Source organism: Planotetraspora thailandica (assembly GCF_016863335.1).
Taxonomy (GTDB): Bacteria; Actinomycetota; Actinomycetes; order Streptosporangiales; family Streptosporangiaceae; genus Planotetraspora; species Planotetraspora thailandica.
In genome coordinates, this window is record NZ_BOOR01000007.1 from 89,052 (window position 1) to 109,664 (window position 20,613).

Consider the following 20,613-nt stretch of genomic DNA (forward strand, 5'->3'; position numbering starts at 1 on the left):
CACCCTCTCCCAGAAGGCACGCAGGGCACGCATCTATGGGGTCCCGATCGTGACGACCGAGGTGTTCCTGCGGCTGATCGGTCAGTAACGGATCCCGAAGAGACCGCCGTCGTCCCGCTCTTCGGTCATCTCGGTGCAGAGTTTGTAATCCAGGTCGGGACGTTCCCGCAGCGCATCGTCGAGTCGGTAGGAATCGATCGTCGTGATGTACTGCAGTCCCTCCTCTCGGCATGTCTCGGCGGCGAGGTCGAGGGCTCCGGCGACCTGGCGGGCGTCCACGTGATCGAGGAGGTGGCTGTCGTGTACCAGGAAGTCCGGGCCATGACCGGCCCGCTTCGCCGTCACCGCCATGCAGAGGTCGAAGCAGAACAGAGCCACACCCTCGACATCCTCCGTGGCGTCGCCGCCGATGGTGGGGACGAATTTGTACCCGGATCGCTTGGCCTGGATGGTCAACGCGGCGGGCCGCCTGTCGCCGTAGAGCCGGTACGCGAACGACGCGTACAGCCGTGAGATGTCCGCGATGTGGTCGCGCCGGTCATGCAGGTCCGAGCTGATCTGCAGCGCGAGCTCGGCCGAGCGAAGTTGGAGGTGACGGTCGGTGTTCCCCCATCGGTCGACGAGGGCGCGACGCTCCATGAGTTCGCTGAGCTGGCCGTCGACGACGGAGATCCGGCGCTGCAGTTCGCTGTAGGTTTCGAGCGCCCCGCCGGCCTCCAGCAGGCGCATCAGTTCGGCCCGTTCCCGGTCGAGCCCGGCCAGTTCCTCGCGGTCTCGTGAGATGTCCCGCAACCGCCGGGCATGCTCGTCCTCCAGATAACGACGCCGGTTGGAGACGATCGACTGGTGGAACGCCTCGACCTCGTCGAAACGGCGCGTGACCAGGTCCGGGAGCACGACGCCTACCTGCTCGAAGACATCGCGAAGATAATCGCGGTCGGGGAAACTCTCCTCGTTCTGCGACAGCGCCTTCTCGATGTCCCTGGCTCCGCGCTCGATGAGCACGAGATGATCGTTGATCTCACGGATCCGCCTGCTGACCTCGTCCGCCTGCACGCGGTGCTGGGCGTAGCGATCCACCACGTGAAAGTCCGCGATTTCCCTGGAGAGGTCGTCGCGCCGGATCTGCAGGGTCCGGATCTGGGCGTCGAGGTCGCTGGCCTTCCCCAGCGTCATACCCATGATCGAATCCTTGGCGGCTCTTCTCAGCTCGCGCAGGTTCTTGTCGGTCTCGCCCACCTCTCGCACCTTCGCCACCAGATCGACATCCAGGGCGAACAGATACGCGAGGGCGGGTTGAGCGTCGGCGGCCCGCTGCTTGCGGTAGGTCTCCGTCGGGGAGGCGAATCCGCCTGCCGTGACATCTCTGAGGTAATAGGCCATCAACGACCGGAAGGACGGCTCGTTGCCGCCGCCGTTGAGCCCGAACAACGCGTTGCCGAGGTAGGCGCGGAACTTCGTGATCCGCATGCCGGCCCCGTTCACCTGGGCGTACGCGAGATTCTCGGCGCTTCGGCCGATCGTTCTCGGTTGGCCGAAGAGATCGAGGGTGAGGCCGAACTCCGCGTGCGCCAACTCCGTACGGCGAAGCGGATGCCCGAGCCGGACATCGGACCCCAGCAGGAAGTCCAGGAGTCGCACGAAACTCGTCTTGCCGACGGGGTTCCTGCTGTCCGCGGCGATGGGCGTCCGGTGCCTTCTGGCGACGGCGATGTTCAGGCCGTCTCGGAAGTGCGCGGTCTTGAACCCGGGCAGGTTGCTTTTGAGCTCATACAACACGGCTCTTCCTCACCAGCTCTCCGTTGTGCTCATCGACGACGCCAATCGAGTAGAGAACGTCGAGTGCAAGCGAGAACCACCAGAACGGTAGCGCGGATCTCATGCCGCGCATCGACCGCCACTCCAGCAACCGATCCCAGACCGCGCTGACGCTGCCAGGCCGTTCGAGCTGGATCAATATCTGGGCGCCGACGGCCAGCAGGGCCTGGTCGGTCGGTATGGCCTTAGAAGGAAGCAGCACGACGGTGCTCCTGGGGGGCCTCGAAGATCTCGCACTGCTCGAAGAAGTGGGTGACGACCATGAGCGCCGCGCTGCGCTGCTGCGCCTTGTCCGGGTAGCCGTTCGTGCCGAACGCCTCCGCGACCAGGTCGTCACAGAGGGCGTGGAACACGGCGTCCGAGGAATCGAGGTGGGCGCGATGGCCCGCGAAACGGGCCCGCAGGTTTTCTGACACCTGAGCCTGCTCGCCTGGCGAGGCGAACGTGAAGTAGTAGCGCACATGTCCGGTGTGAACCTGAAACCGCTTGATCAACTCAGTCACCGCGTCGCCGAAGTCGTTGTGTTCGATCTTGCCGAAGTCGACCTCGGCGACCGGATCCAGGCCAGGATGAAGGCGCGTGCGCGCGAGCGACTCCACGCAGCGCGCGATGTATGTCATCCCCGCCGGATGGTCGGACGGGGGAGAGCCGATGATCGTCGCCAGGCGCTCCCGCGGCAGGAACGCGCAGTAGTTCCACAGGACCTGCGGAGGCCACACCTCGATCCGTATGGAACCGCGATGCTGCCGTCGCAGCTCGATGACGGCGCGTGCCGCCATTTCGGGCAGCCCGTTCGCGTTGTTGTGTATGAACGCCCAACGCTCCATGCTGTCGCCCCAGTACTTCAAGGCCGTGGTGAAATCGCTTTCGACCTTCTTCGTCACGTATCGCTGATTCGGGTTGCTCGCTCCATAGCAGGCGAGCATGAGCCCGCCTACCCACCCGTCACAGCCCTTGTCGCCGCGCCCGCCTGGGTCGACGGCTATGAACTCGCCGGGATGAACCGCATGCATGAGGTCGTTGACGAACGCTTGCCATTCGAAGCCGGTTTTTCTGATCGACAGAGATATGAATTGGCTGTGAAACCAGGACCTGTCCTGGTCGTCGTGTGAACTCATTGGTTCCTCGAGAACACGCATCGGCGCGCGCCACTATGCCACTTTGACCGTAACGCCGATTTGCTCCGATGAACAGTCCAGTGACGGTGATATGCCTGGCAGGCGGCTTTCCGTGGATCGCGGAACAGAAATTCCCGCGCGCCGAGAAGGCCTGCCAACTCGACGCAATGAGTTACAAAATTGGACGAAACGGTCGGTCGTCCGCTCAGATGGGCCGGCGTTGCCGGCCGTACAGCCGCTCGATGGCACGCATGATGACGAACGTGCGGCGGCATGCCGTACGGGGCCGGGCCATGTGCCGGCCCCGTACGGTTTGTGTCACTTGAAGGTGGTCAGGAACTCACTTGTCCGCAACGCGCGGGACGAGATGCGAACGTCGCCGACCCATCCGTAGAAGCCCTGGCCGAACTGCAGGGCAGACTGCGTGGCGCCGATGACGAACGGCTTGCCGAGGGTGGCGATGCCCGTCGAGGGCTGTGTGGGGTTACGGACGATCTTCGATCCGTTCACGTAGATCACTGTCGCCTGGCCGTCGTTGACCACGGCGATGTGCGTCCACTCTCCGGGCGGCAGGGCGTGGCTCCACGATGTGGGGCTCGAGTTCTGCACGTCCGGATAGACGATGTACTGCAGGAACCGCTCGGGAGACAGGTTCAGGCTGCAGGTCGGTTCGTCTTGGGAGTAGCCGTTGGTCTTGCCGGCGTCGCCGCTGCGTCCCTCCCAGCTGAGGATGCCCATCCAGGAGTGGTCGCCTTGGAACGGATCGGGCAGCTTGATGAACGCCTCGATCGTGTATCCAGAGCGGAACTTCATGCTGTTGACGGGCGCGTCGGCCACGGCCTCGAGAATCGCGGCCCTATTGGGGCTCTTGCCTCCGTCGAAGCGCAGGCTGGCATGCGCCGGCTGCCCGGTGTGGTGATCGGGCGACCAGGTCAGCAGATGGTTCGAGCCGTCTCCGATGCTCCAGTCGGCGAGCTGGATGAGCGAGTCACCGGAGTTCGCGGTGACGTTCAGCCGGTAGTACGCGTAGGCGGTCTTGTTGGTGAAGCTGTAGGTGTTGGTGGCGAACCGCCCGCTGAAGGTCTGCCCCGTCCGCGTGTCCAGGTCGGTCCACGAACTGCCGTCGTTCGACCCCTGCACCGTGAAGTCCTTGGGGTCGCGGCCCGGCGAGTCGTTCGCGGAGGTCAGCGCATACTGCACCACCACCGCGGGCTTGGCCAGCTGGTAGGTCACCCAGCCAGTCGAGGTGAACGCCAGCCACTTGCTCGACGAATTGCCGTCCTTGAGGTTCGCGGCGATTTCGTTCGGCGCGTTCTCGGCGCTTGCGGTCACCGCGCTGACCTGGCTCAGCAGGTTGCCGGGCACCGGAGTGCCGAGCAGCTGAACCGTCAGGTTGTTGCCGTTGCCGGTGAGGTCGCGAACCACCGTTCCGGCCGCGACGGGGCTTCCCGCCGTACCGGCTTCTGAGAGTCCTGCTTCGTCGAAGCGCCAGTACGCCACGGTGCCCTTGGGCGTCACGGCGCTCACCGGGCGCGAAGGGGGCGGCGTCACCGGGGCGAACCCCTGGAAGCGCGCGGCGAAGTCGATGTCGACGCTGAAACGGTCCGTCGGGCCGGTGAGTTCCAGCGTCTCGGCCTCGAGGGGAGACCGCTGCTCCGGGTCGCGGTCCAGGAACCACGGCGAGATGGTCTCGACGTCGATCACGTTCCGGACGAGGTCGAAGTGATACAGGCGGATCATGCCGCCGCCACCGTAGTAGCGGTCCTGGTAGTTGGTGATATGCGCGTGAACGTCGTTTCCGGCGTCGTTCTTCAGAACCGTGCGCGCGGGCGGCCAGAAGTGACCGTTGAGAGTGAGGAAGATCTGGTCGTTGCGGCGAATGATGCCGTCCCACAGCTGTTGCCCGTATGCGGACAGGGACGCCGTGCCGTTGTCGCCCGGGGCGACCAGTTCGTGGGTGGTGAGAATGACGGGCAGCGTGCGGTGAGCGTCGATGACGCCCTGCGCCCACTGCACACCCTTGTCCGACAGTCTCCAGTCGAGCGCGAGGATCAGCCATTCACGGCCGCCCGCCCGGACCACGTGGAAACTGTTGTAGCCGTCGGGGGAGGCGCCGCCGAACGTCGGCGACTTGGCGAAGCGCTGAGGGCCGAACACGCTCAGGTAGGGCGTCTTTCCGCGCTGGTCGTCCGACGTGACGTCGTGGTTTCCCGCGAGGACGCTGTACGGCACCTTGTTGTCGATGGCGCGGAAGGTCTTGCCCGCGAGCGTTTCCTCCTGCTCGGTGCCGTGCTCGGTGACATCGCCGAGGTGCGTCATGAACGCGATGTTCAGGTCCGCGCGTTCCTGAATGAGGTAGTCGAAGGTCTTGAGCAGCGGCGCTGGGTTGGCGCTGTCCGCGTCGAAAAGGTATTGGGTGTCCGGCAGCACGGCCAGGGCGAAACGCGGGCTCTCCGCGTCGAAGTGTCCCTTGCCGCCGGCGCCGTGTCCGTCGTCCGCGCTCGCCGGAGAGGCGCTTACCAGCGTCGACAAAGCGCCGACGGCGGGAGCGGCCAGTGCGGCCTGAATCAGGGCACGGCGTCCGACGCCGTGTCCGCCTACGTTGTTCATCAGTCTCCAACCGCTACGTCCTAGGTAACGGCCGGACCGTATTTGGCATGCGCGGCTGTCCGGTAAAGCCGGTCTGAATCGTGGGAGCCGCCCACAGGAAGAGAGAGGTCAATCCCGCACTCCCCGGCGACTACATCCGTGCACGCGCCTCCGATCGGGACGCGATGGCCGAGAGCAGCCGCCGGATGCCGACCACGTGACCACCCGTTCCGACGACGAGCAGCCGGTAGAGGCCGCCTGCCACGCCGGGAAAGGCCGCCCGGCTTTCGGCGCGCAGCAGCGATCGGCCCGCGTCGACCTGTTCGAGGCGGAAGATCAGGAAGTAGGTCGAAAAGTGGTGGCGTCCCTCGAGGACCAGCTCAGATCCCGGTGCCGCGGCGGCTACCCGAAACCCGGGGATCGTCGAACCTTCGGCCAGCGGCCGTGGCCCGGACGCCGTGTGGTCGGCGCACCGAACGGCCCGGGCGTAGCCGGTCACGTGAGGTCGTGAGAAGGTCCGGTCGAGCGTTTCGATGAGGACAGGCCAGACGTCGTCGACGCCGGCCGCGATGGCGGTCGTGTGTTCGTCCAGGTGGGGCAACTGAGAGGTCTCCATCAACGTTCTCCTGGGTTGCCGGGAGGTCGTGGGCCGACGCGTTCGTGCCGGCTTGTCGCGCAGTCGCGGGGATCGTCTGGCTCGTCGTTCCTGGAGTTCGTCACAATTTTACGTGTCGGGTCCGGTGCAGCCCAGTCAGCCCGTGAGACCTGCGCAGGTGGCCGTGAGCAGGCGGGTGAGAGTGTCACGGAAGTCATCCGGTTTCACGAGCGTGAGCGTCGGATCGGCGGCGAATGCCGCGCGTAGAGTCGGCGCGGGGTGGGTGGCCTGCCACAGAGTGGCGGCGAGGGCGTTGGCGGCGGTGACGACGTCGAGTGCGCGGGCCGTGCCGAGTGAGGGCGTCGCGGTGGCGATCGCCCGGGTCAGCCGAAGAACGGCCTCGCGGCTGGTCTTTTTGAATTCGACGACGCGGTCGACGGTGACCTCGTGTTCGAGGTGCAGCGGGACGTTGGCCAGCAGGTCACAGAACAACGGGTCCGCTGCGAGTGTCGCCACGAGCGTCCGGGCGAGCTCCGCCGCGTTCACCTGCCGGTCACGCAACGCTTCGGTCGTCTCATCGGCCCAGCGGTGCCAGCCTTCCGCCGCGAGTTGGAGCAGGACGTCCTTGTGGGAGTCGAAGTAGCGGCGCATCGCCGAGTGGTGCACGCCGGCACGCTCGGCGATCGCGCTCAACGTCACAGCCGCGACTCCCTTCTCCAGGGCGAGGGAGCGCGCGGCGTCGACGAGAGAACGTGCACGCTGCTGCTTGCTCTCGGCGGAACGAGCGCGTTGGAACGCTGGGGAGGCCATGCCTCAGGTTAGCGCACAGCCTGTGCGTTGACATTGCGGCGCGGAGCGCCTAGCGTCTTTAACGCACAACTTGTGCGTTAAATGGGAGGTTCACTCATGAGCAGTGACAACAAGGTCCTGATCGTGACGGGTGCCACGTCCGGCATGGGCCGTACGATCGCGCTGGACGCGGCGGCGGCCGGTTATGCGCTGGTCGCGACCGGGCGCGACCCGGAGCGCATGGCGCAGCTGTCGACGGACGCCGCACAGCGCGATCTCGAGCTGGACATCCGGTACCTCGACATCACCGACCACACCGGCGTCCAGACGCTGGTCCGCCAGGTGGCGGAGAAGTACGGGCACATCGACGCCGTGGTTTCGCAGGCGGGCGGCATCTTCGCTCTCGGCACGGCGGAACAGATCACCATGGAGGGATTCCGCTACGTGATGGAGCGGAACTTCTTCGGCAACCTGGCCGTGATCAAGGCGGTGCTTCCGCATCTGCGGGCCGGCAAGGGCCGCCTGGTCGTGACGACGAGCGCGAACGGCCTGGTCGGCGCCCCGTTCAACGACGCCTACGCCGCCTCGAAGTTCGCCCTCGAGGGCGCGGTCGAGTCCCTCGCCCCGGCGGTCGCCCGCTACGGCGTGAAGACCACGATCGTCGAGCCCGGCCCGGTGGCCACCGACGTCATGGCGCCACGCCGCTTCGAGAAGCTGCTGCCGAACGAGCACATCGACGACAGCCCCTACCCCGAACCCTGGGAACTGCTCTCGCGCATCATCGGAAACACCGGCGCTGTGCAGCCCGTCGAGGAGATCGGCCCGCAGATCCTCGACCTGCTCACCCAGGACGACCCACCGTTGCGGTTCCAGACCGCACCGTGGGCGAGCGAGTTCGTCGCCCCGAAGATGGGCGCCGATCTCGACGGCCGCAAGGTCAACGCCGCCAACGAGGCCTACATCGCCCTCGGTGACTGAACGTCACCGTTCGACGTCGGCATCGAGCGGTGGAGACCGCCTTCGACCACCCTCGTCTCATCGGATCGTCGACACGACCTAACGTTGTCCAAGGCTGTTTGTGCACCTCACATGCACGATTTGAATCAGGTGATTGGAAGTTGCGATGAACACACGACGACCGACCCCGGACCTGTCGTCGCCCTCCGACCCGGTCACTCCGTACGGAAACCCGGCCCTCTCGGCCGAGCAGGCCGTAGTGCCCCCCATGGACCATGAGCAGGCTCGTGAAGCGGTCAGCGCCGGCTGGACCGGAGAGGTGCTCGGGAGCCTCTCCCGTCTCGTGGAGATCCCCGCACTGTCACCCGCGTACGACGCCTCGTGGGAGCAGAACGGCCATCTGCGTGACGCGGTCGAGCACGTGCGGGCCTGGGTCGAGTCGCGCGGACTGCCCGGCGCGAAGTGCGAGATCGTCCAGCTCGACGGCCGTTCCCCGCTGCTTCTCGTGGACGTGCCGGCGACCCCCGGCGCCACGGAGAGCGGCACCGTCCTCCTCTACGGGCACCTGGACAAGCAGCCCCCGCACGGTGACTGGTCCGACGGGCTGGGTCCATGGCGGGCCGTGGTCCGCGAGGGCAGGTTGTACGGCCGTGGTTCGGTGGACGACGGTTACTCCGCGTACGTGGCCACGACGGCGGTGGAGGCGTTGCACGCGGCGGGCGGGCAGCATGCGCGGGTCGTTCTGCTGCTGGAGACGGCGGAGGAGTCCGCAAGCCCGGACCTCCCCGCATACCTCGAGCATCTGGCCGGTCGGCTGGGTGAGGTGTCCCTGGTGGTGTGCCTCGACTCCGGCGGTCTCGACCACGAGCGGCTGTGGCTGACCACGAGCCTGCGCGGCTTTCTGCAGGCGACCGTGACCGTACGCGTTCTGGAGACGTCCGTGCACTCCGGAGTGGCGAGCGGCATTGTGCCGAGTTCCTTCCGTGTCATGCGCATGCTGCTCGACCGGATCGAGGACTCCACGACCGGTGAGATCAAGATGCCGGAGATGAACGTCGCGATCCCGGACGACCGGCGCGCCGAGGCCGAGGCGCTCGCCGCCCTGGAGCCACGTGGCGTGGCAGCGCGGTTTCCTCTGGCCGAGGGGATGCGCGTCGCCTCGGATGACGACGTCGAGTTGATCCTCAACAACACGTGGCGGCCCGCACTGTCGGTCATCGGCGCATCCGGCCTCCCGGACCCGTCGGTCGCGGGTGCCGTGCTGCGGGATTCGACCTCACTGCGGTTGAGTCTCCGGCTCCCGCCCACGGTCGACGCCGAGGTCGCGCGTGCCGCTCTCGTGCGGGCATTGACCACCGACGTTCCGTACGGCGCGCAGGTCGAGGTCGGCGACTTCCTGACCGGGAACGGCTGGCACGCGCCGGCACACGAACCATGGCTCGCCTCGGCTTTGGCGAAGGTCGGTGACCGGGTGTTCGGCAAGCCCGCCAGGAGCGCGGGCCTCGGTGGTGGGATCCCGTTCATGGAACTGCTCGGCCGGACCTACCCGCGCGCGCAGTTCGTCGTCACCGGAGCCGTGGGATCGGACTCCAACATGCATGTGCCCGACGAGTGGCTGAACCTGGGCTTCGCCCAGCGGCTGACCGTAGCGGTCGCCCACATCCTCGACGAGCACGCCCGTCGGCCGGCCGATTGACCGCCGTACGGTGAGAGCGTGAGCAGCGCCGGTGGTCGGCGTCGGCATCCAGGGCGGGAGTGGTTTGACCTGATTAGAGGCGTATTGCCGGATCGCACTACACTCCTGTGATCCCGTCATCTGGCGCTTCGAGCGGCCCTTGACGTTGTTCACGGAAGGACTGACATGATCGATCTGCGCAGCGACACCGTTACGCGTCCGAGTCAGGCGATGCTGGCGTCGATGGCGGCGGCCGAAGTGGGTGACGACGTCTGGGGCGACGACCCCACCGTGCTGCGCCTGCAGGCGGCCGTGGCGGAGCGCGCAGGCAAGGAAGCCGGTCTGTTCTTTCCGAGCGGCACGCAGAGCAACCTCGCCGCGCTGATGGCGCATTGCGGCCGCGGCGACGAATACATCGTGGGCCAGTCGGCGCACACGTACAGGAACGAAGGCGGCGGCGCGGCCGTGCTCGGCAGCATCCAGCCACAGCCGATCGCGAACGCCGCGGACGGTTCCCTGCCGCTCGATGAGATAGCCGCGGCGATCAAGCCGATCGACGATCACTTCGCACGCACGCGCCTGCTCGCGCTGGAGAACACGATCGGCGGAAAGGTGCTGCCGGCCGGGTATGTCGCCGAAGCGGTCACGCTGGCGAACAGCCGCGGTCTCGCGACGCACCTCGATGGCGCGCGCGTTTGCAACGCGGCCGTCGCGTCGGGGCAATCGATCGCCGCGTTGTGTGCACCGTTCGATTCGGTCTCGATCTGCTTCTCGAAAGGTTTGGGAGCGCCTGTCGGTTCGGTGCTGGTCGGCAGCGCCGACTTGATCGAGAGCGCGCGCCGCTGGCGCAAGGTGCTCGGCGGCGGCATGCGGCAGTCCGGACTGCTGGCGGCGGCATGCCTGTACGCCCTCGAACACAACGTCGATCGCCTCGCGGAAGACCATGAGAACGCCGAGCACCTCGCGCGTGGGCTTGCGGAAATCGACGAGGTCCACGTGCAGTCGCACGCGACCAACATGGTGTTCGCGCAGTTTCCGCAGGAGCATTGCGCGCCGCTCGAGGCAGCGCTGAAGGAGCAGGGCATTCTCACGCAGGTGCTGTACGGCTCACGCTTCGTCACGCACATGGACGTCAAGCGCGCGGACATCGATATGTTCGTGTCGGCCGTGAAGGCGTATTTCGCCGAATAGGCGCCGGGCGACGCGGCTTATGCCGGGCCACGGTGGTCAGAAGTCGATGAGCTCGACGTTCACCGTCGCGATGTCACCTGCGTCGATGGCTTCGGCTGTGCGGACGGCGCGTTTGATGGGCAGCACGTAGGTGCCGTGCGCGCTGTCCGGGAAGATCGAGGTCTTCCATGTGCTCCCGCCGACGGTGACCCGCACCCGCAGCGAACCGAAGCCGCGGCGCGACCCGCCTGCCAGGTCACGGATCTCCTCGGATGCCTCGCCAGGCAGGCTGACGAAGGTCCACGTGTCGGAGCGCCGGGCATCCCATATCCACAGCTCGGCGTCGAAAATGACCACCACGCGTTCATCATGGCACCGGCGTCCGACAGTCCTGGGGGCTGTAGTGCGCTGAGGCGATGAGTTTCCGCGATGCCGGCGGTCCTATCCACATGGCGGGCTCCGCGATCTTCTTCGCCGTCGGCGCGACGGTTACGCGTGCGGACATCCCTGTCCTGTGCGCCGGCCTTGCCGAGCTGGTGCGCGGCCACGGTGGCGGCCACGGTGGCGGCGTCGTGGTCTGCGACGTGGCCGACGTGGCCCATCCCGACGTGGTGACGGTCGAGGCGCTGGCCAGGTTGCGCCTGACCGCGCGTCGGCACGGCTGGAATCTGACGGTCACGGGCGCCTGCCCGGACCTGCTCGAGCTCGTACGCCTGCTCGGGCTGACCGACGTGCTAATCCAGGCGGGCCGGCAGCCCGAACAGCGGGAAGAGGCGGGCGGTGTCGAGGAAGTTGTTGACGGCCGCGATCCGCCCCGCTGAGATCTCCAGCACGGTCAGGCCCCACGGGTCGTGACCGGAGCCGCTGGTGCTGGGCCGGTACTGCCCGAACGCCGGCATCCCGTTGGCCGTCACCGGCACCAGACGCGAGCCGCGGCAGCCGCTGCCCGTACCGGCCATCCAGGCGGTGATGTCGTCGTGGCCGCGCAGCCACAGCGGCACCGGCGGCATCGACAGCGTCGCGTCGTCATGCAGCAGGGTCGTCAGCGCCTCAAGGTCGTACTCCTCGAACGCTTTCACATAACGCGCGAGCAGCGCCTTCTGCGTCTCGTCCAGCGGCTCGTGGACGTCGGCGGCGGTGTCGGCAGCGGTGATCGTGGCCCGGGCCCGCTGGAGTGCGCTGTTGACGCCGGCCACCGAGGTGTCGAGCAGGTCGGCCACCTCCTGGGCCGACCAGGCCAGCACCTCCCGCAGGATTAGTACGGCCCGCTGTCGGGGCGGCAGGAGCTGGAGCGCCGCGACGAACGCCAGCCGGATCGACTCGCGTTGGGCGACCACGTCGGCCGGATCGGCGGCCTCGGGCAGCACCCGGCTGTCCGGTACCGGGCCCACCCAGATCTGGTCGGGACGCGGCTCGCCCGGGTCGGTGGCACGGCCGGACCCGGCCGGGCCGAGATCCATGGGCCTGACCCGCTGTTGAGCGCTGCCGAGCATGTTCAGGCAGACGTTCGTCGCGATCCGGTACAACCAGGACCGTAGCGCCGAGCGCCCTTCGAACCGGTCGAAACCGCGCCAGGCACGGACCAAGGTGTCCTGCACGGCGTCTTCCGCCTCGAAGGCGGACCCCAGCATCCGGTAGCAGTAGCCGGTCAGCTCAGGCCGGTACGACTCCAGTTGCGACTCGATCGGTGCGTTGGCCGTCACATCGCTCACCCTGACGAACCTAGCGGGCGACTACGACTTTTTCGGGGGCGAAGCGGCTCCCCATCCCGGCAGGGCCACCACGCCGAGTGCTCATGATGTGGATGCTTCCGAGCGTGCGGAAATTCGCCCCGCCCACAGCGATGAGTTTCCGTCGCCCGCCCGGTCTACACCGGTGTCAACGTCGACTGGGAAGCATGCGAGGAGCAATCATGACGGATTCGACCGCCGCCGGCTCGGGTCAGTACGCCGAGGTCAACGGAATCAACCTGTACTACGAGACGCACGGGTCGGGGCACCCGATGATCCTGTTGCACGGAGGCCTCGGCTCGGGCGAGATGTTCGGGCCGATCCTTCCCACCCTGGCCGACCACCACCAGGTCATCACTGCCGACCTGCAGGGGCACGGCCGGACCGCCGACATCGACCGGCCGCTCGACATCCGGCTGATGGGTGACGACATCGCCGCGCTCATCGACCACCTCGGCCTGCGGAAGCCCGACGTGGTCGGCTACTCCCTCGGCGGCGGGGTGGCGCTTCAGGTCGCGATCAAGCACCCGGAGAAGGTGGGTCGCCTGGTTACGGCGTCGGCGCACGTCAGCCGCGATGCGATCTACCCGGAGATCCTCCAGCAGCAGGGCCAGGTGAGCGCAGCGGCCGCCGAGTTCATGAAGGACACCCCGATGTACGAGCTCTACCAGCGGGTGGCGCCTCGTCCCGAGGACTTCCCCAAGCTGCTCGACAAGATCGGCGAGGCGATGGCGAAGGACTTCGACTTCTCCGAAGAAGTGCGCGGCCTGCGGATGCCGACGCTCGTGGTCGCCGCCGACGCCGACATGGCACCGCCGAGCCACTACGTCAAGGTCTTCGAACTCCTCGACGGCGGCCTGCGTGACGGTGGCTGGCAGGGAGAGGCCCGGCCCAAGGGAGGTCACGCACTGGCGATCCTGCCTGGTCTCACGCACTACGACATCTTCCTGTCCCCGCTCTTCGCAGCAGTCACCCTCGCCTTCCTCGACCAGAAGAGCTGAGCCGGTCCGCTGAAATCAGGTACCGGTACTCACCCCATCGGGCCTCCTCATTGGGATCTGGCGGCGGGCCGGTCTTTCCCGTCGGGCGAAGGATCGTCGCCGAGACGCGGTTCGTAGCATGGGGTCATGCGGTTGGCTCGCCGGCTGGGGGCGGCCGCGATGCGGCTGCCCCGTGGCTCCCACGATGTCGCCGTGCAGCGGGACGTGGCCGTTCCGGTCGCGGAGGGTGTGATCCTGCTCAGCGATCACTACATGCCGGTGGGTTCGGATCGTTCCCCCACGGTTCTGGTCCGCTCGCCGTACGGCCGGCGGGGTCCGTTCGGAATGCTGTACGGCTACGTCTTCGCCGAGCACGGCTTCCACTCGGTGGTGCAGAGCGTACGCGGGGGGTTCGGCTCCGGCGGTGCGTTCGACCCACTCGGCGACGAGCGCGACGACGGCCTTGCCACGGTGGACTGGCTACGCACACAACCGTGGTTCGACGGCTCGTTCGCCATGTTCGGGCCAAGCTATATCGGTTTCGCCCAGTGGGCGATCGCGGCCGAAGCGGGCCCTGAACTGAAGGCGATGGCGACCCAGGTGACCGCGTCGCAGTTCCACGACGCGATGTACTACGGGGGCGGCTTCGCCCTGGAGGCCGCACTGACGTGGGTCGACATGACGGCTCGCATGGAACATCCGCTCTCATGGCTGACCGCGGATTTCGTCTCGTCCCGGCGGGCCCGGCGGGCCGCGTCGTCGGGCCGTCCGCTGGCGGAACTCGACGCGCTCGCCACCGGGCAGCAGAGCAGGTTCTTCCAGGATGTGCTGCGGAACGGGCCGGAGACGCCGTTTTGGGCCAGGCGCGATTTCAGCGCGGCCGTAGCCGCGGTCGAGGCGCCGGTGACCATGATGGGTGGCTGGTACGACGTCTTCCTGCCGTGGCAGCTCGCGGATTACGCGGCGCTACGCGGGGCAGGCCGGCGGCCCTACCTCACGATCGGACCCTGGTCTCACTCCGACGGCCGGATGATGCGCGCCGCGGTGATCGATGCGCTCACCTGGTTCCGCGCCCACCTTTCCGGCGATTCCTCGCAGCTGCGGGACAACCCCGTCCGGTTGCACGTCACGGGAGCCGGCGAGTGGCGGGAGTTCCCCGACTGGCCCGTGTCCGGCATCCGTGAGAAGAAATGGCGGCTCCAGCCCCACGGCGGGCTCGCCCCGGTGGATCCGCCGGAGTCGGCACCGGACACCTACCGGTACGACCCCGCCCATCCGACGCCCTGCGTCTCCGGCCCTTCGATCACCGGCAGCGGCAAACCGGCCGATCAGCGCCGGTTGGAGAGCCGCCACGACGTGCTCGCCTTCACCAGCCCGGTGCTGACCGAGGATCTGGAGATCATCGGCCCGGTCGGCGCGGAGCTGTACGTGCGGTCCGACCGAATCCACACTGACGTCGTCGTACGGCTGTGCGATGTCGGCTCGAACGGCGAGTCGCTCAACCTGTGTGAGGGCATGCGGCGGCTGACGCCAGGCACGCCGGAGCCGGACGGTGACGGCGTGCGGCGGGTCCACGTGGAGCTCTGGCCGGCCGCGCACCGTTTCCGCGCCGGGCACCGTGTCCGTCTTCACGTGTGCAGCGGCGCCTACCCCCGGGTGGCCCGCAACCCGGGCACCGGCGCGGACCTCGGCACCGCCACCCACATGGTCACCGCGGATCAGGCGGTCTTCCACGACCCGGGCAGGCCGTCCGCCGTCGTGCTCCCCGTCGTCGGCTAAGGATCACACGAGGCCGCACGCTGCGGGTCAGCGGCGGGTCCAGGTGTAGCGGCATGATCGCCCGCCGCCGGTCGGCGAACACCGTCTTGAACGGCAGCCCGAGTAGGACCCGGGCTTCCTCATCTGCCTTGAGCACGTTGCCCGTCGGCAATTCTTTGATCTGGTGGCCCGAAGGCCTGAACCTTCGTGCGTCTGTTGATCTCTTATGGTCTGGACTGATCAACAACAGACCGGGGGACGCGTAATGATCGCGAGGGATTTCCGAACAGATGATCTGCCGGTAGGGGAAAGATTCGACCACTGGCGCAGCCTCACAGCCGATGCCCTACTTCCCGCCACGATTCGCAGTGATCACGCATCGAATTACTGGGGAACGTTACGGCTCCTGAATCTCGGCGACGTCCAGGTCTCGCTCCTGCGGTTCTTACCGGAGAAAGTGCGAGCAGGAATGACGGGTGCGTTTTACGCATTACGATCCGCTGGGCGGCGTCCATTGAGACCCAACGTCAGATCGACAGCCGGTCCCCGCTGCGAGTGCTTTTGGCGGAGGGGCACGGCGAGTCTCACATGGCGGCGCCGGGGGCGCTACCTCCGGCGAGCTTCGAGCGCATCCAGAATCAGGTTCAGGCCGTAGCCGAACTCGCCCATGTGGTCGTAGCCCGGCCGCAGGGCGTGGTCGACGATCATCTCTGTGAGGTACGGCAACTCGTCCGCCGGCAGGTGCTCGAGGATGCCGCCGGCGACTTCCTCGACATCGTCCGCCGTCGTCACCGGCAGGTTCGCCTCCTGGAGGACGAAGCCGCCGATGTAGCTGTCGATGAGCGAGACAGCGTGCGCGGCCATGGGCAGCGTGAACCCCGCCTCCCGGAGGACACCCAGGACGGCGTCGTGGTGGCGTAGCGTCGCCGGCCCCGGGTTGCGACGGGAGTCCATGAGGCCGAGAGCCCAGCTGTGCTGTGACAGGACCGTACGTGCAGAGAAAGCGCGCGCACGGATCGCGTCGCGCCAATCGTCGCACTCCGCACTGGGCAACTCGATCGCCGCGAACACCATGTCGACCACTCCGTCGAGGATCGCGTCCTTGTTCGGTACGTGGTGGTAGAGCGACATCGCCTCCACGCCCAGTTCCTGCGCCACCCGGCGCATCGTGATCGCCTCCACGCCACCGCGATCCGCGACCCTGATCGCGGCTTCCAGCACGAGACCTCTGCTGAGCGGTTGTGGTGGTGACACGACGGCTCCGGGGTAATGGGCGGGTTGACAGCCTTACAAGCGTAAGTCAGCCTTGCGTACGTAAGCCGCCTTACAAGCGTAAGTCCTCCGTTGGCATCAGCGGGGGGCTCGGCGAACGTCCAACCCACGACGCGCCCCGCCGGGGCGAGAGAAGGAGATCCCGATGCCGATGCCGAGGTGGTGGGGGCACGTGAACAAGCGGGTGTTCAACCCTCGCGCGATCGCGGGCGGGACGTGGCCGGTGCTGATCCACGTCGGCCGCATTTCGGGCTCGACGTACTACACGCCGCTCGATGCCCATCCTGTCGACGGCGGCTACCTGTTCGTTCTGGTGTATGGATCGCGCTCGGACTGGGTGCAGAACATCCTGGCAGCCGACGGTGCGCGGCTCCGGGTCGACGGGAGGGAGGTGGAACTCGCCGCCCCACGCCTCGTCGGGAAAGACGAGGCGTTCCAGGCACTCCCCGATGAGGTGGCACGCCCACCGAGGCTGCTCCGCATCACCGAGTTCCTCCGTATGGACCTGGTCGCAGGCTGACGATCGACGTCCGGTCCGGAGCCTCGGCACCGTTACGAACTACTCGCTGAGGGCCGCGTCAGGGGCCGAGCCGGGGCCGCCGCCTCCACAGGTCAGGGCGCGGAATCGCGGGTCTCCGTCGGCGCATCCTCGTCGACATCGCCTACCGCGGTCAGAGCCGCGGTGAACAGCCACGAGCGCAGGGGATCGGACCTGTCCGTGTCGAACAGGACAGGCACAGGTCGTCCCAGGTCAGCCATTTCTTCGACGAGGTCGCGCCGGCGTGCGACCCAGCCGTGGCGCGACAGCCACGCCTCGGGCTCGACGCCTGGACCGCCCTGGTCGGAGCTGGTCAACAGCTCGGCGACCGCACGGTCACCCGAGTCGGAGATCGGCACGTCGTCCATCCGGGACCGCCGGTTCAGGTATTCGGCGGCGAACACGCTGCCTGGTGCCGATATCGCACTGATCGCCGCCATCAGGGCGTCGGCCTGCGGTGCGGTCAGGTACATCAACAGACCTTCCACCAGCCAGACGGTAGGACGGCCAGAGTCGAAGCCCGCCTGCCGGAGCGCACCGACCCAGTCCTCCTGCAGGTCGATCGCGACGAGCACCCGTTCGGCCGCGCTCGTCGGCTCATGCTTCGCCAGGACACGAGCCTTGAAGTCCAGCACCGCTGGAGTGTCGACTTCGTACACGATGGTCCCCGCCGCCAGCGGTAGACGAAACGCACGGGTGTCCAGTCCCGCGCCGAGCATGACGACCTGTCGCCGGCCGTCCGCGAGGGCCTGCACAAGGTATCGGTCATAGAACGGGGTACGGCCCGCAAGATAGGCGCAGAGGCTTGTCCACAGCGCCGACGACCCGTCGTCGCGGGCAGGTCCGAGCCGTGGGAGCGCATCGCCAGTGCCTGCGGCCGTACCCACGGCGGAGACGACGAACGACTCCGCCAGCGGATCGACGAACAGCGCATCGCGGCGGCGCGACTCCTGCGCGCGGGCGTAGGCCGTGATGAGGGCGGTTATGCCTACCCCCGTCGGCAGCGTCGACGTGGTCGCGCGAACGCCTTCTCGCGCCGGCCGGCTTTCGGGGTCGTACATGGTTCTCGCATCCATTCAGGTCGAAGAGCAGCCACGAGGCGAGCCGTTGGTCTTTGAACCGGTCGCCGAGCCAACGCTGTCCCACGGCCGTCGACGAGGCGTAGACGCCCCGTTGGAGCCGGCGTGTCCATGGAACGTCGACCGGACGTCGACCTGGCGTGGTTACCGTTCGACCCCGCAGGCCAACAGACCGGACATCACACGTGGAGACTGCTATGTCGAGTGACACCGCCCTGCCGCCGACCCCCGTACAGGTGGTCGACAGCATGGAACGCATGAGCGGTGGGACCTATCCCGGCTATCGCCGTTCCGGCGCCCGGGGTGTGTGCTTCAAGGGCACGTTCACGCCGACCGGAGACGCGATGGGACTGACGACGGCCGCCCACTTGCAACGCCGACCGGTGCCCGTCACCGTGCGGTTCTCGAACTCGGAGGGCAATCCGCAGGCGCGTGACGGGGTGCCGGTGGCTCGTGGCATGGCGACCCGGTTCGCGCTGCCGGACGGCGGCGACACCGATCTCATCGCGTTGAGCGTGCCGGTGTTCGTCGCCTCGACACCGGAGGAGTTCCTTACGCTGACGGAGGCGCTGCGGCCGGACGCGGCCACCGGACACCCCGACCCGGCCCGGGTGCAGGCGTTCGTCGCCGCTCACCCGCACCTCGCCGAGCCGATCACGCAGCAGCCGCCGGTGCCGGTCAGCTACGGCAGCGCCGCCTACTGGGCGATCCACACGTTCGTCTGGGTCGACGCGGCCGGTAACCGGCAGCCGGTGCGGTACCGCTGGGAGCCCGAAGCCGGACGGATGGATCTGACCGCCGAAGAGGCGGCCACCCGAGCGGACCATTACCTGACCGCGGAGCTCCACGAGCGCCTGCAGGACGGCCCGGTGGCGTTCACGCTCCAGGTCCAGTTGGGCGAGGAGGGTGATCCGACGCACGATCCCACCGTCGCCTGGCCGGAAACGCGCAAGGAGATCACCGCCGGACGCCTGGAGCTGACCGCGCCGGTGGACGACCAGGAACGCTGGGCCGCGCAGGGGTTCAATCCGACCTGGGTCACGGCCGGCATCGAGCTGTCCGATGACCCGGTGCTCGCCTTCCGCGCAGGCGCCTACCCCGAGTCCCTCCGGAGGCGTGGCGAACACCGTTGACGCCGGCGGCGCCCCCGAGCTTCGGGGGCGCGTGACGGCGTCCGTTCAGCGGCGGGCGAGGTGGCGCTGCACGAGGCCGGCGACGTTCCACGCCGCGACGGCCTCGTGCTCCATCGTGGACGCCGCCGACTCCATCGCGTTGACGCAGTAGAGGCCCGGAGCTAGTTCGAAGGACGGCATGGGCCGGCGCGGCGTGAGCACCGGGTACGCACTCCACGATCCGCGCCAGACCTCATGTACCGCGTCGAACATCTCGGCGAGACCGGCGTCACCGACCGCCTCTGCCGAGAAGATCTTCCAGATCGGCGCCCGGTGCTGCGGTGAGAACGCCGCGGTCGCGAACGACGTGAACCGGAGCGCCGGGTCGTCCTCGGTGAAGACGGTGTCGGGCATGGTGTTCGCGCCGAAGAATCGGGCTGACGCCTGACCGGCGACCAGGGTGACGTGCACCGTCTGAAATGGCCGGTGGTCCGGCTGTACGGCAGGGTCGAACTCGATATGGGCGAGTTCCGGCGCAGCCGCGACGACGACCGTGTCCGCGGCGAGTTCCGCGCCGTCGGTCGTGGTGACGGCGTAGCCGCGCGGCGTCGCGTGCACGGATGCGGCGCGTGTCTCCAGCAGCAGGCGGGCGTTTGCGGCCGTGACCACCCGTTCGAAGAGCCGGCTGTTGCCGTCGCGCGCCGCGAAGAGGGTGCCTCCGGCGAGGCCTGCGCCGATCAGCGCGATCGATCCAGCGAAGGCGTTGACCGCCGGCGTCTGGTTGTAGATGTTGCGCAGGATGCCCGTCACGAACCCATCGATGATGGGCGTATCGACGTCGGCGTCGAGGAGCCGGTCAGCCAGTGAGACGTCGGGCAGAGAGCCGAGACTGACCGCCCGCAGCATCTGTCCGGGGTTCTCGAACAGCGCGCCGCGGTCCTGCAGCCGGTACACCGTCGACCAGGCGGACGCGACGTTCCGGGCGACGGCGGCCAGTCTGAGGACGTTCTCCTGGCCGTAGCGGGCGACGAGTTCGGGTTCGAGTCCCCCGGCAGGAGCGTTGAGCGTGAAACGAGCGCCGTTCCACACGGCGACGGCGGTAGGTCGCTCGGCGACGGGCGAGATCGGTATTCGGACCGCTTGGGCGAGGCTCAGGAGCCGGCGACCTCGAGAGTGGAGGATGCTGGCCCCGACCTCCAGGCGCGTCCCACCGAAGCTGATGTTCCGCGCGCGTCCCCCGACGTGACCGGAGCCCTCGAGCACGGTGATGGACGCGTCCGGCCCCAGGAGATGCCGGAGGCGGTAGGCGGTCACCGATCCGGCCGCTCCGGCACCGATCACCACGGCATGGGGTGGAGCGCCGGATCGGCCGGGTGACGTCATGGTTGGGGACGGCATGCGGCTCCTTCGAGACGGTTTCGACGAACACGAGC

19 protein-coding genes are annotated in these 20,613 nt (G+C 67.7%); 8 read left to right on the forward strand and 11 right to left on the reverse strand.

Annotated elements, in window-relative coordinates; all coding sequences use genetic code 11:
* Positions 1-81: 81 nt before the first annotated feature.
* The 6 genes from Pth03_RS05470 to Pth03_RS05495 all read right to left on the reverse strand — a co-directional run bounded on the left by Pth03_RS05470 (position 82) and on the right by Pth03_RS05495 (position 6,930).
* Complete coding sequence (locus tag Pth03_RS05470) at positions 82-1,779, reverse strand: ABC-three component system protein (protein WP_203943017.1); 1,698 nt, start codon at positions 1,777-1,779, stop codon at positions 82-84.
* Positions 1,769-2,020: an ABC-three component system middle component 6 gene (locus tag Pth03_RS05475; protein ID WP_203943018.1), complete on the reverse strand. Its 252-nt coding sequence runs from the start codon at positions 2,018-2,020 to the stop codon at positions 1,769-1,771. Before Pth03_RS05475 ends, Pth03_RS05470 begins: the two co-directional genes overlap by 11 nt.
* The gene (locus Pth03_RS05480; RefSeq protein ID WP_203943019.1) at positions 2,004-2,936 is read right to left on the reverse strand and encodes an ABC-three component system protein; all 933 of its coding nucleotides are present in this window, start codon (positions 2,934-2,936) and stop codon (positions 2,004-2,006) included. Before Pth03_RS05480 ends, Pth03_RS05475 begins: the two co-directional genes overlap by 17 nt.
* A gap of 318 nt (positions 2,937-3,254) precedes the next feature.
* Positions 3,255-5,546, reverse strand: a complete 2,292-nt coding sequence (locus Pth03_RS05485) for a LamG-like jellyroll fold domain-containing protein (protein ID WP_203943020.1) — start codon at positions 5,544-5,546, stop codon at positions 3,255-3,257.
* A gap of 130 nt (positions 5,547-5,676) precedes the next feature.
* Entirely contained in the window at positions 5,677-6,141 is a 465-nt protein-coding gene (locus Pth03_RS05490; protein ID WP_203943021.1) for a hypothetical protein, read from the reverse strand.
* A 135-nt stretch (positions 6,142-6,276) separates the two neighbouring features.
* The gene (locus tag Pth03_RS05495; RefSeq protein WP_203943022.1) at positions 6,277-6,930 is read right to left on the reverse strand and encodes a TetR/AcrR family transcriptional regulator; all 654 of its coding nucleotides are present in this window, start codon (positions 6,928-6,930) and stop codon (positions 6,277-6,279) included.
* Between the two features lie 96 nt (positions 6,931-7,026).
* Here Pth03_RS05495 and Pth03_RS05500 point away from each other — a divergent pair, with 96 nt between their 5' ends.
* The 3 genes from Pth03_RS05500 (at position 7,027) to ltaE (ending at position 10,732) form a co-directional block, all read left to right on the forward strand.
* A complete protein-coding gene (locus tag Pth03_RS05500) occupies positions 7,027-7,887 on the forward strand; it encodes an SDR family NAD(P)-dependent oxidoreductase (RefSeq protein WP_203943023.1) in 861 nt (286 codons plus the stop codon).
* 145 nt (positions 7,888-8,032) lie between these two features.
* Positions 8,033-9,562, forward strand: a complete 1,530-nt coding sequence (locus Pth03_RS05505) for a M20/M25/M40 family metallo-hydrolase (protein ID WP_239118774.1) — start codon at positions 8,033-8,035, stop codon at positions 9,560-9,562.
* Between the two features lie 165 nt (positions 9,563-9,727).
* Entirely contained in the window at positions 9,728-10,732 is a 1,005-nt protein-coding gene (gene ltaE, locus Pth03_RS05510) for a low-specificity L-threonine aldolase (RefSeq protein WP_203943024.1), read from the forward strand.
* 36 nt (positions 10,733-10,768) lie between these two features.
* Here ltaE and Pth03_RS05515 read toward each other — a convergent pair whose 3' ends face one another.
* Entirely contained in the window at positions 10,769-11,071 is a 303-nt protein-coding gene (locus Pth03_RS05515) for a DUF1905 domain-containing protein (protein WP_203943025.1), read from the reverse strand.
* A 56-nt stretch (positions 11,072-11,127) separates the two neighbouring features.
* Here Pth03_RS05515 and Pth03_RS05520 point away from each other — a divergent pair, with 56 nt between their 5' ends.
* Positions 11,128-11,532, forward strand: a complete 405-nt coding sequence (locus Pth03_RS05520) for an STAS domain-containing protein (protein WP_203943026.1) — start codon at positions 11,128-11,130, stop codon at positions 11,530-11,532.
* Here the strand turns inward: Pth03_RS05520 and Pth03_RS05525 are convergent.
* On the reverse strand, positions 11,446-12,423 hold the full coding sequence (locus Pth03_RS05525) for a sigma-70 family RNA polymerase sigma factor (RefSeq protein ID WP_239118775.1): 978 nt from the start codon (positions 12,421-12,423) through the stop codon (positions 11,446-11,448). The genes Pth03_RS05520 and Pth03_RS05525 overlap by 87 nt on opposite strands.
* Before the next feature lie 200 nt (positions 12,424-12,623).
* Here Pth03_RS05525 and Pth03_RS05530 point away from each other — a divergent pair, with 200 nt between their 5' ends.
* Positions 12,624-13,442, forward strand: coding sequence for an alpha/beta fold hydrolase (locus Pth03_RS05530; RefSeq protein ID WP_203943027.1), 819 nt, complete (start codon positions 12,624-12,626; stop codon positions 13,440-13,442).
* Positions 13,443-13,568: 126 nt separating this feature from the next.
* Positions 13,569-15,200 (forward strand): CocE/NonD family hydrolase, encoded by a 1,632-nt coding sequence (locus Pth03_RS05535; RefSeq protein WP_203943028.1) that lies wholly within the window; start codon positions 13,569-13,571, stop codon positions 15,198-15,200.
* A 585-nt stretch (positions 15,201-15,785) separates the two neighbouring features.
* Here the strand turns inward: Pth03_RS05535 and Pth03_RS05540 are convergent.
* The gene (locus Pth03_RS05540; RefSeq protein ID WP_203943029.1) at positions 15,786-16,433 is read right to left on the reverse strand and encodes a TetR/AcrR family transcriptional regulator; all 648 of its coding nucleotides are present in this window, start codon (positions 16,431-16,433) and stop codon (positions 15,786-15,788) included.
* A 163-nt stretch (positions 16,434-16,596) separates the two neighbouring features.
* Between Pth03_RS05540 and Pth03_RS05545 the strand changes: the two genes are divergently transcribed.
* On the forward strand, positions 16,597-16,971 hold the full coding sequence (locus tag Pth03_RS05545) for a nitroreductase family deazaflavin-dependent oxidoreductase (protein ID WP_203943030.1): 375 nt from the start codon (positions 16,597-16,599) through the stop codon (positions 16,969-16,971).
* A gap of 92 nt (positions 16,972-17,063) precedes the next feature.
* Here the strand turns inward: Pth03_RS05545 and Pth03_RS05550 are convergent, their stop codons facing one another.
* Positions 17,064-18,050 carry an SAM-dependent methyltransferase gene (locus Pth03_RS05550; protein WP_203943031.1) on the reverse strand — a complete coding sequence of 329 codons (987 nt, stop codon included), beginning with the start codon at positions 18,048-18,050 and terminating at the stop codon, positions 17,064-17,066.
* A gap of 215 nt (positions 18,051-18,265) precedes the next feature.
* Here Pth03_RS05550 and Pth03_RS05555 point away from each other — a divergent pair, with 215 nt between their 5' ends.
* Positions 18,266-19,201 carry a catalase family peroxidase gene (locus Pth03_RS05555; RefSeq protein ID WP_203943032.1) on the forward strand — a complete coding sequence of 312 codons (936 nt, stop codon included), beginning with the start codon at positions 18,266-18,268 and terminating at the stop codon, positions 19,199-19,201.
* Between the two features lie 45 nt (positions 19,202-19,246).
* Here Pth03_RS05555 and Pth03_RS05560 read toward each other — a convergent pair whose 3' ends face one another.
* Positions 19,247-20,578 (reverse strand): prenylcysteine lyase family protein, encoded by a 1,332-nt coding sequence (locus Pth03_RS05560; RefSeq protein ID WP_203943033.1) that lies wholly within the window; start codon positions 20,576-20,578, stop codon positions 19,247-19,249.
* Between the last annotated feature and the right edge of the window lie 35 nt (positions 20,579-20,613).

What these genes read in the sequence shown, in the direction of transcription:
- Pth03_RS05560 (WP_203943033.1), bottom strand. Translation starts at nt 20,578, where the DNA reads ATGCCGTCCCCAACCATGACGTCACCCGGCCGATCCGGCGCTCCACCC.
- Pth03_RS05555 (WP_203943032.1), top strand. Translation starts at nt 18,266, where the DNA reads ATGTCGAGTGACACCGCCCTGCCGCCGACCCCCGTACAGGTGGTCGAC.
- Pth03_RS05545 (WP_203943030.1), top strand. Translation starts at nt 16,597, where the DNA reads ATGCCGATGCCGAGGTGGTGGGGGCACGTGAACAAGCGGGTGTTCAAC.
- Pth03_RS05530 (WP_203943027.1), top strand. Translation starts at nt 12,624, where the DNA reads ATGACGGATTCGACCGCCGCCGGCTCGGGTCAGTACGCCGAGGTCAAC.
- Pth03_RS05550 (WP_203943031.1), bottom strand. Translation starts at nt 18,050, where the DNA reads ATGTACGACCCCGAAAGCCGGCCGGCGCGAGAAGGCGTTCGCGCGACC.
- Pth03_RS05495 (WP_203943022.1), bottom strand. Translation starts at nt 6,930, where the DNA reads ATGGCCTCCCCAGCGTTCCAACGCGCTCGTTCCGCCGAGAGCAAGCAG.
- Pth03_RS05535 (WP_203943028.1), top strand. Translation starts at nt 13,569, where the DNA reads ATGCGGTTGGCTCGCCGGCTGGGGGCGGCCGCGATGCGGCTGCCCCGT.
- Pth03_RS05485 (WP_203943020.1), bottom strand. Translation starts at nt 5,546, where the DNA reads ATGAACAACGTAGGCGGACACGGCGTCGGACGCCGTGCCCTGATTCAG.
- ltaE (WP_203943024.1), top strand. Translation starts at nt 9,728, where the DNA reads ATGATCGATCTGCGCAGCGACACCGTTACGCGTCCGAGTCAGGCGATG.
- Pth03_RS05490 (WP_203943021.1), bottom strand. Translation starts at nt 6,141, where the DNA reads ATGGAGACCTCTCAGTTGCCCCACCTGGACGAACACACGACCGCCATC.
- Pth03_RS05480 (WP_203943019.1), bottom strand. Translation starts at nt 2,936, where the DNA reads ATGAGTTCACACGACGACCAGGACAGGTCCTGGTTTCACAGCCAATTC.
- Pth03_RS05500 (WP_203943023.1), top strand. Translation starts at nt 7,027, where the DNA reads ATGAGCAGTGACAACAAGGTCCTGATCGTGACGGGTGCCACGTCCGGC.
- Pth03_RS05520 (WP_203943026.1), top strand. Translation starts at nt 11,128, where the DNA reads ATGAGTTTCCGCGATGCCGGCGGTCCTATCCACATGGCGGGCTCCGCG.
- Pth03_RS05505 (WP_239118774.1), top strand. Translation starts at nt 8,033, where the DNA reads ATGAACACACGACGACCGACCCCGGACCTGTCGTCGCCCTCCGACCCG.